At 43.4% G+C, this 9,596-nt stretch carries 10 protein-coding genes; 3 read left to right on the forward strand and 7 right to left on the reverse strand.

Features of this window, described 5'->3' with window-relative positions; all coding sequences use genetic code 11:
• Positions 1-130 precede the first annotated feature (130 nt).
• Positions 131-385: a hypothetical protein gene (locus AC1DUA_RS21145; RefSeq protein ID WP_477501651.1), complete on the reverse strand. Its 255-nt coding sequence runs from the start codon at positions 383-385 to the stop codon at positions 131-133.
• 243 nt (positions 386-628) lie between these two features.
• Between AC1DUA_RS21145 and AC1DUA_RS21150 the strand changes: the two genes are divergently transcribed.
• Positions 629-1,381, forward strand: coding sequence for an MBL fold metallo-hydrolase (locus AC1DUA_RS21150; RefSeq protein ID WP_477501652.1), 753 nt, complete (start codon positions 629-631; stop codon positions 1,379-1,381).
• A 57-nt stretch (positions 1,382-1,438) separates the two neighbouring features.
• Here AC1DUA_RS21150 and AC1DUA_RS21155 read toward each other — a convergent pair whose 3' ends face one another.
• From AC1DUA_RS21155 to AC1DUA_RS21170, 4 genes are all read right to left on the reverse strand, one after another.
• Positions 1,439-1,747, reverse strand: coding sequence for a DUF4870 domain-containing protein (locus AC1DUA_RS21155; RefSeq protein ID WP_477501653.1), 309 nt, complete (start codon positions 1,745-1,747; stop codon positions 1,439-1,441).
• Positions 1,748-1,826: 79 nt separating this feature from the next.
• Positions 1,827-2,807 (reverse strand): NAD-dependent epimerase/dehydratase family protein, encoded by a 981-nt coding sequence (locus AC1DUA_RS21160; protein ID WP_477501654.1) that lies wholly within the window; start codon positions 2,805-2,807, stop codon positions 1,827-1,829.
• Between the two features lie 107 nt (positions 2,808-2,914).
• Complete coding sequence (locus tag AC1DUA_RS21165; protein WP_477501655.1) at positions 2,915-4,117, reverse strand: FAD-dependent monooxygenase; 1,203 nt, start codon at positions 4,115-4,117, stop codon at positions 2,915-2,917.
• A 117-nt stretch (positions 4,118-4,234) separates the two neighbouring features.
• Positions 4,235-4,918 (reverse strand): deoxynucleoside kinase, encoded by a 684-nt coding sequence (locus AC1DUA_RS21170; RefSeq protein ID WP_477501656.1) that lies wholly within the window; start codon positions 4,916-4,918, stop codon positions 4,235-4,237.
• A gap of 303 nt (positions 4,919-5,221) precedes the next feature.
• Between AC1DUA_RS21170 and AC1DUA_RS21175 the strand changes: the two genes are divergently transcribed.
• Positions 5,222-5,452 carry a hypothetical protein gene (locus AC1DUA_RS21175; protein ID WP_477501657.1) on the forward strand — a complete coding sequence of 77 codons (231 nt, stop codon included), beginning with the start codon at positions 5,222-5,224 and terminating at the stop codon, positions 5,450-5,452.
• 55 nt (positions 5,453-5,507) lie between these two features.
• Here the strand turns inward: AC1DUA_RS21175 and AC1DUA_RS21180 are convergent, their stop codons facing one another.
• Positions 5,508-7,754 (reverse strand): PAS domain S-box protein, encoded by a 2,247-nt coding sequence (locus AC1DUA_RS21180; protein ID WP_477501658.1) that lies wholly within the window; start codon positions 7,752-7,754, stop codon positions 5,508-5,510.
• Between the two features lie 203 nt (positions 7,755-7,957).
• On the opposite strand from AC1DUA_RS21180, the gene AC1DUA_RS21185 reads away from it, so the two are divergent.
• Positions 7,958-8,890, forward strand: coding sequence for a zinc dependent phospholipase C family protein (locus AC1DUA_RS21185; RefSeq protein WP_477501659.1), 933 nt, complete (start codon positions 7,958-7,960; stop codon positions 8,888-8,890).
• Here the strand turns inward: AC1DUA_RS21185 and AC1DUA_RS21190 are convergent.
• The coding region (locus AC1DUA_RS21190; RefSeq protein WP_477501660.1) for a M3 family metallopeptidase at positions 8,887-9,596 on the reverse strand (710 nt) is incomplete at its 5' end. The genes AC1DUA_RS21185 and AC1DUA_RS21190 overlap by 4 nt on opposite strands.

Consider the following 9,596-nt stretch of genomic DNA (forward strand, 5'->3'; position numbering starts at 1 on the left):
ACGTTTTACTGTAAAACAAATGTCACACAACGTTTGTTGACTATTATGTAAAAGTATGAAAATCCATGAAAATCAAAAAGCCCTTCAAGTTATTCACCTGAAAGGCTAAATTTATTCATGATTTTGGTTTTCATTCCTTGGATACAGCACGGGAGTGGACCAGGTGAATAGCTGTGCGAATCACATAAACGAAAACGCTGCCTACCATGAATCCGATTCCAACCATTAAGGTTGTATTTTGATCACTGAAATGATCCAAACTGAGCAAACTTAGAACCAACCCTATGCCAAGCAAAGCCCATGCCGCGATAGTCATTAATTTCACCAATGGCACCACATCACGTTCACTGCGTTCATTACTAACCGTTACTGTTTTAACAGCCATCATCATCACTCCAAACTCAGAAGTAAAAGTCTAATACAGTTATTATAACACAAATAATAAAAAAATGTTCATATTTTATTCACACGTTGATCAAATTTTGGACAAAAATTAAATTGTGATTTTCACATAATCAACTATTGACTTTTAATAAATTGTATGTTATAATTAAATATTTTTTTGACTTTAACCACCCTGTGTAGGTATGATAGGTTCATTCTTTACTATCACTTTGGAGGGATTAAGATGCAAATCGCAACCGGAATTCATATGTTGGAATTGGAAGTTCTCATTATGGGACATACAAACGTTATTTATCCTATCCTATTGAGCGATAATGATAGCACGGTTTTAATCGATACCGGTTACCCAGGAAACTACCCTCTTATTTGTAAAGCATTCGAAAATGCGCATATCCCTCTAGAACAGCTAAAAACGATTATTATTTCACATCAAGATATTGATCATATCGGGAGCTTGCCTACGTTCTTATCTGAAATGCCAGGAAAACTAACGGTACTTGCCAGTCAGCTTGAGAAACCTTATATCGAAGGCGAGAAAAGGTTGATCAAAGTTACACCGGAAGCCATAGAGCGCGCTGTCGCGAGTTTGCCTGCGGATGTATCGCCGGAATGGCGGAAAGCTTTTCGAACCAATTTAGAAAATCCCCCTAAAGGACAAGTCCATGGTATTTTGGAAGATGGAGAAATCCTTACGATTGCCGGCGGTCTTCAGGTCCTATTGACACCAGGGCATACACCGGGGCACCTAAGCTTTTATCACATGCCAAGTAAAACGTTGATTGCCGCGGATGCACTCGTTGTTACAGATGGACAATTGATGGGACCTATTCCAGCTTATTGTACAGATTATGAGCTGGCGAAGCAGTCGCTTAAGAAGTTCACTCGCTATGATATCGAGACGGTTATCTGTTATCATGGCGGGCTGTTCAATACTAATCCCAACGCGCGGATTGCTGAACTAGCAGCTGAGCTATGATACAAGAAAAAGCAGGTTACCCCTAGAGGCAACCTGCTTTCACTTATGTACGTCTAACTACTTTAACAGCGTGTATGCGCCAATCACCGGCAGCGGTTTGACTTGACCTTGAGCAGCTGCAACAATGCCTAGAACAGCGAAGATGACAAGCGCCAGGTTAGCGAGCGGCAGCAGAATCCAACCGATAATCGGGATGATTCCCAAAACCACGTTCAAGATCACGCAGCAGAGGAATAGCGTAAGCCCCTGATTCGCGTGATACATAGCAAACTTGGAATCTTTGGCAGCAATCAGCGGAACGAAAAACAAGATATACGCAATAATAGCCATTCCTTTATTACTTTGAATATCTGTGGAATCATACATGGACAACACCTCTTTTCTCAAAGTATACTATTCCATTATATTCGGAGTTTTCCATCTATTCTATTGATTTTCACACAATTCAAAAAATATTTTCCGACCATATCCGCAAGAGTTGCTCCTCACGGGCAGGGTCCATCCCTGCTGCACGAGTCGTAGTCAAAGAGCGACTTTGATCCCACGTCAATGTATCTTGAACAGTTTCAAACAATGGTCTCGTTGTCAATCCACTGGCAAAAGCCTTCGAATTGTCTAAAGCGAACATCCCGACTTGACTATCGCTTTGAATCCAAAGCGGCAGTTCCATCCATTCTCCAACCCCGTTTGCCACTAAAAACGCTTCCGGCACCCACGTACACGTAACTCCAAGTGGATTTAGTTGCTGGCAAGCATCGGCGACCTCTTCCATTGTATAGTAACTTCCACTCGCGTGTAGAGTCCCTACGATTTCTTGCTCCACTRATCGAATGATCCAGGCAGACAAGTCACGTACATCAATAAACTGCACCTTCCGTTCTTTCGGCAATGGCACTAACACTTCGCCTCCGCGGTGAAAACGTGCTGGCCAATACGTGAAACGATCTGACACATCATACGGTCCAACAATGAGACCAGGACGAATAACTAACGTACGATTGGGGAGCTCCTCCTGCACAACTTGTTCACAAAGAGCTTTCTTGGCCCCATATTTCTGCCCAGGATCCATCTGCTCCGTCAACTCAGCGACAGGGGCTGATTCATTAACATCCACTTTCTTAAGATCCTCGTAGACGGAAACCGTAGAAATGAACGTATAGTGTTTGACTTGATCCTTCAATTGCTTCGCGGTGGCTGAGACAACCTCAGGTTCGTACCCGCTGGTGTCAATCACGGCATCCCACTCGCGCCCTTCCAGGCGCTCCAGATTAATATTGCGGTCACCAATGATATGCTGAACGTGCGGAAAGGCGTTGGCATCATGCAAGCCGCGATGAAACAAGGTAACTTCATGCCCATTCGCTACTGCCGCTTCCGTTAGGGCTCTTCCAAGAAACTTGGTACCACCAAGTATGAGTATTTTCATGAATATCCTCCTAGGTTCGAGATCCGCTCTCTTCAATAAAAAGCTTTTTCGCTTCTCACCTTATCGACTCAACATCGTTGCTATGACTTCTAATTATATCCTTTCAACTACTTCTTACGGTCCCAATCGGATATACGATAGCCAAGCAACCAATGCAGCTGTTTTATTTTGAATGAATCAGGAAATAAGCTCAACAATAGATCGCGTACTTTTATCGTCAAAGGGTTATGCATCTRTACCATACGAGCCATGCGTCTTGACTGCCGCACAATACGATTAGCTCGTGGGATCCTAATCGCTTCATAGGACTCGAATGCACATCTGATACTGTGGGACGAAATATCAGCAGCTTCCTCTAGACATTTTGCAAGTACATAGGCATCCTCCATCGCTTGTGCCCCGCCTTGTCCCAAATTCGGCAGCATCGGGTGTGCCGCATCACCAAGCAGCACCACTCTCCCCTTGCTCCAGGCACGAAGTGGTTCTCGATCATAAATATCATGCTTGAGAATCGCTTGTTCGTCTGTCGCCTGCACTACCTGTTCAATTGGAGCATGCCAGCCTTGTAATTGCTGAAGGACATACTCCTTCTTTGACTGTACTTCCTGCCCTACAGGGGCATTGATCGCAACAAACCAATAAATTTGACCCTGGCCTAGCTGTGAGAACCCAAATCGCCGTCCACTCCCCCAAGCTTCAAAACCTCCACCAATCTCTAACGTGTACTCAGGGTCAACAAAAGCAGCTACGCCGCGAAGAGCCGTGAAGCCTGAATACTGCAGCGGACCGGGCTCAAACAACAGCCTAGCCACATCAGAGTGCAGCCCATCGGAACCGATCAATATATCACCGTTATCCTCCGTACCATCCTCAAACCGAACGCTAACACCTTGCTCATTTTGTTCCAATGAAATCATCTTTTTCCGATCATGCAGCGTTGTTTCAACCCTCAGAGACTCTGCCAAAATAGCCTGTAGCTTTGCGCGATGAATAAGATAGCTATAAGTTCCATATCGTGCAGCTTGTTTGGCGACTGGAACCGCTGTAATCGCTTTGCCATTCCAAGAGCGTATGTCCGCCTGACCAACTTTAGCGCCCGCTTGCTGCACTTTTTCGGCTACTCCAAGATTCGATAACACATCCAATGCATTCGCCGCGATAACGATCCCTGCTCCGAAGTCTGCGCGTGTCTCTTTTTTCTCATAAATGACCGTTTCCCAGCCGATTTTTTGYAAAAATAGAGCTGTGGTGAGACCGCCAATACCTGCCCCAATGATAATAGCTTTCTTGCTAGGTGTAACAGACTCCATGACACCCTCCAAATCCAGTCATTTCCATCTACTTTATCATATTCCGAGAAAGACAAATACTCCTTAATCCAAAGAGTAAGGAGTATCGCAATTACACTTCTAAATTGTCATTAGCTTTTAATTGGCAACTTTTTCTTGCTGCACTTCAATTAGTTCCAAGTTGGAGAAAAACAGGCTAAGTTTTTGCATTTTTTCAGAAGCAGCCAATTTCGGTAGTGGAGGGCACATAGGGTCCATATCCACAATCAGCACTTCAGAAGCATGATAATGGTTCATCACCCAGTCATCATACCCCGACCAGAGCTGCCGATAGTAATCAACCAAGGATTGATCTTGCTCGAAGCTGCGTCCTCTTAGTCCAATGCGGTGCATCACGGTATCAAAGGATGCTTTGAGATACACCATCAGGTCAGGTGCTTTCTTCGGAAGTTCGGCAAGCTCAGACATCATATTGTCAGCGAGCCCTTCGTATACTTCGAACTCTAATTGAGAGATACGTCCAAGCTCCCTATTAACTTTGGCAAAGTACCAATCCTCATAAATGCTTCTATCAAGTACATTTCGATTATGTACAAGCGCTTGTTTAATCGCCTTAAATCTTGTATTCAGGAAGTGCAGTTGAAGCAGAAACGGATAACGCTTCTTCTCAATCTCTTCCGGAGATGACGTGTAAAACAGCGGTAAAATCGGATTATCATCTACACTTTCATAGAAAACACTTGAATTCAGTTCTTTTCCAAGCAAAGTGGATACTGATGTTTTACCGAGACCGATCATTCCCCCAACCACAATCACAGCCATTGACCCCTTTCTCCTTCTACCCAATCATAATTTACCTACTGTTAATAATCGCAAAGCTTTCCTATTATACAAGGAATTTATTATCCTGCAAACATTATTTTTTGCCTTTATCTCTCGCCAACTTCTGCCTGAGTCGTCGCTTCTCTCAATCGATCATTTCCATAAATACACAGCTTTGATTGTACTTTGTATAATTCAGAAACACCACAAAAAATGTTCCTATGTTTTCGTGATTGTTTATTTGTTCATACTGTCACTAATAATAAGTGCAAGTTCATAAAAAAATAAGACAGAGGTGTGTCGATGATTTACGGAACCAAACTACTGGATACAGATATAGAGATTTTTATTGCAGCCTTGACCAAAACACCTGTCTATGTTTGGTCGTTAGATCCTTTAGGCGTTTATTATCAAGTCAGCTCAGGAATTATTGTCAAATATACGCCTGATGAAGTGCGAATTCACAATGCGGAAGACGCATCTATTTCAAAATGGTATTCCCGTGAATCCAATGAATTCAGCATCAGTTTCTAACTAATGAAAAAACCGCCCTTCTCCATGACTGGAAAGACGGTTTTTTCACGCGAACTCAGTTCCATTCCTTCATGTTTTGTCCACTAGTCAGCGTAGGTAAACACACATCAATGACCGTTCCTTCTCCTAAGTGGCTCTGGATGGTCATTGTCCCTTTGTGAGCCTCAACGATTTTAAAACACATCATCAACCCGAGACCCGTCCCCTTTTCCTTAGTGGTATAGAAAGGCTCCCCTAATTGCTTTAATCGATCTTCCGGAATACCGCACCCGTTGTCTTCTGTCCGAACCCTTATCCAATCTTTCCCTTGCATGGACACGATCAGTTTGATTTGGCCATTCTTCGCAATGGCTTCCATCGCATTTTTGACCAAATTAATAAACAATTGCTTCAAATGCATTTCCGAGCAAACAAGCTGCGTCATTTCAGTTTCTAATTCTAACGTAAGCTCCACATCGCACAATACAGCTTGCGTCTCGAGCAGTGCAGTAACCGATTGAAGGATATCCTTCAGATCGCTTTTTTTGTAATGAATTGCTTCCGGCTTGGCAATCACAAGAAATTCACTGACAATAAAATTGATTCGATCTAATTCGGAGAGCATAATGTCAAAATAGTGCTGTTTCCCCTTTACATCATTCTGCAGCAGCTGCAAGAAGCCGCGCAATGAAGTAAGGGGGTTTCTGATTTCGTGCGCAAGCCCCGCGGCTAACTGTCCTGCGACAGATAACTTATCTGATTTACGTAACAGTTCCTCCGTTCGATTCCGTTCTGTTATGTCCCGTGAGATGCCGGCAAAACCAATGATTTCGCCTTTCTCATTTTTAATCGGCGTTTTCGTCACGCTCACATGTACAAGCTGTCCATCCTTCCGCAGTCTGACGGTCTCAAGCCCTGAAATCTGTTTGCCAGCTTTCAGCATGTCGTAGATTTCTTTGCGCTGTTCCTCCAAGAAGTCAGGATAAATCGGCAGCGGCTTGTTCAATAATTCATCTTGATGCCAGCCAAATATTTGCTCATAAGCCCCATTGACCGAAATGACTCTGGCGCGTAAATCCAGCACACAAATAGCATCTGTCGTATTGCTGATGAACGATTCAAGAAGATCTTTCGTCTCCCTAAGCTCTATTTCCATTCGTTTTCGTTCCGTAATGTCCACGCAGGATCCGATAACTTCGACGACGCGGCCATTTTCAAAAATCGGGCGCAAAGAAGTTAAGTAAGTAATTCCTCGAAAGGTCGCTTCATACATAACATTCTCTTCACCGTTCCACGCTCTGCGATAAAACGAATCCATATTAACAGCCATAGAATATGGCCAAATTTCATAGAGATGATTGCCAAGGATATTCGAAGGTTGAAATCCCAGTCGATAGAGAAGCTCACCGTCGCATAACGTGTGAATGAATTTCCCCTTCATTTGCCTGAATTTCATCGTCATGCCTTGCTGTCTGCGTACAGTATCGTGCAAATCCTGTTGTGCTACTCTTAGTGATTCACGGTCTCTGTTGTGCTGTGTAATGTCTCTGGCAATCACATAAATACCTTCATTCATTCCATCAACGATAATGGGAACGTTCTTCAAGCCTAATTCAATCTGCTCACCATTTTTATGCTTAACTCGAAGCATGTAATTATCTGACTTTGAGACGATTCTATCGATACTATTATTTGCCAGATGTTCCTGCTTCCAGAGATGATTTAGAGATTGACCAACCATCTCTTCCTCTTTATACCCTAATATCCGTTCCATAGCGGGATTCAGACTTCTAATCATCCCTTTCAGATCACAAGTAAGAATACCAGCAGGGTTATGTTCGATTAATGATTTATAGCGCTGTTCGCTCTCCGCAAGCTTTCGTTCCATTTCCGTTTTCTGTGAAAGATAGTTGATTTGAGACATATAATAAAACGGTTCATCCTGGGAATCTCTCATTAAAGAGATCCTGAATTCTACCCAGGCGATGCTTCCATCTTTGCGAATCATTTTCTTCTCAAGTTGATAGAAGCCTGTATCTCCAGAGAGCATCTGTTCGAAATAAGCATCTAATTCTTCGGATTCATCAGGTGAAAATATCGCGTGTAATTCCCTGTTGACTAATTCTTCCTCCGCGTATCCGGTTAAGGTGCATAAACTGTTGTTCACTCTTATCCATAACCTGTTCAGCGAAATAATGGCGATACCCATCGTGGTGAATTCGAAAACTGCGGCAAAAGACGGTTCTGTGCTCGAAAGCAAACCCTGAATATTGTCAGGATCTGCACGGTTTGAACGATCCTGCGGATTATTGACCCTATTCATACGTTATCTCCTATCATGGATATGCATTGGATGGCTTCCAGTACCGATCGTTTTTTGAATTCGACAACTTGCATATTATTCCTTCTTTAGAAGCTGTTGGAACATAAAAAGTTCGCGATATGTGACCTTGATCGCAAATGTTATGTTAGAATGTATGGGGTCTCACAATATTTTAACGGGTTGCACGAAGGAGGATTCACAGCTTGCCTAACATCTGGACTCATCTCATATTCGGCCAAGAATTGATGACGCAACTGGGTCATGACCAAATGCTGAATGATAGACAAATGCGACAAGTCTTCTCTCTTGGCTGTCAAGGACCGGATTTCTTGTTTTATCATCATTTCCTGCCTTGGAAAAAGGATAAAACACTAAATCAACTAGGAAGTTTTATGCACACGAAAAATTGCGGGCCATTCCTGGGGGATTTAGTGCGTCAGGTGCAAGGCCGAGGTCTATATAATCCGGCTGTAGTGTATGTGCTTGGATTCCTAACACATCATATTTTAGATCGTAACATGCATCCTTATGTTTTCTATCAATCAGGTTTCAAAAAATGGGATCATCAACGATTCGAAATTATTATGGATACCCTTATCGTAAAGCGCAAACGTGGAATTCAGACATGGAAAACACCGGTTTGGAAAGAAATTTATGTGGGTGAAAAGCTGCCGCTTGGCGTTGTACCTGCTCTAACCCAAGCAACGGCTAACAACTACCCGGACATTGCAACGAACATTACGGAGAAAGATTGGAACGACGCATACTTCGATATGATTAAGGCACAGCGTCTTTTTCACGATCCAAAAGGAATCAAGAGGGTATTAACCGTTGGTAAAATTGCGCCGTTGGTTTATAAAAAGCGTGTGGCTCCGCTTGACTATTTAAACGAAGCCCACACCATTTGGAATTGTCCGACATCGCTCGAGGAGACCTACTCGCATAGCATCTGGGATTTATGGAATATTGCTATGACAGACGGTGAAATCGTCCTTCAAGCGGCAATTCAAGTTTTACTTCGAGGTTCATCTGCCGACCTAGAGGCCTTCGCTGACGTTCTAGGCAATCGCTCATACGAGACAGGGAAAGATTGTGACAGCGGTTTGGAAATCACACATGTGAAACCAATGCTTTAGAGCTTCGAATCGTCGACTTGGTCCAACCAATTCTCGATTTGACCGATTACAGAAGCTACGCAGCCCTCATGGAAAGGCGAAATCAAGTTAGCAACCTGAACGAGTTCCGTGAAGCTTTGGCTTCCACCTTGCTGGCATAGCCTTAAATAATCTGCCCAAGCCAGCTCTGGATTTTCATTAGCCCGTTTCCAGAACTGAAACGCACATACTTGCGCAAGCGTGTAGTCGATGTAGTAGAACGGGCTTTTGTAAATGTGCGGCTGTTGCTGCCAGAAGCCGCCTCTTTCCAAGAAGTCGTTATCTTCATAAACACGATGTGGTAAATATTTCCGCTCAATCTCGCGCCAAACGAGTTTACGCTCCACAGGCGTCAGCTCCGGCTGCTCATAGATGCGATGTTGGAACTCATCAACCGCCACGCCATAAGGAATAAACAAGAGGGATTCACTCAGATGTTTAAATTTATACTTATCGGTTTCCTCTTCGAAAAATAGCGACATCCAAGGCCAAGCCAGGAACTCCATGCTCATAGAATGAATTTCACAAGCCTCCAGGGTTGGAAACACATATTCAGGTACTTGGAACTCCCTGGAGCTGAAACCTTGGAAAGCATGGCCAACTTCATGTGTTAAAACATCGATGTCTCCTGCTGTGCCGTTAAAGTTCGAGAAAATGAAAGGTGCTTGGTATGTACTAATATACGAGC

The organism is Paenibacillus sp. 01T422 (assembly GCF_056398785.1).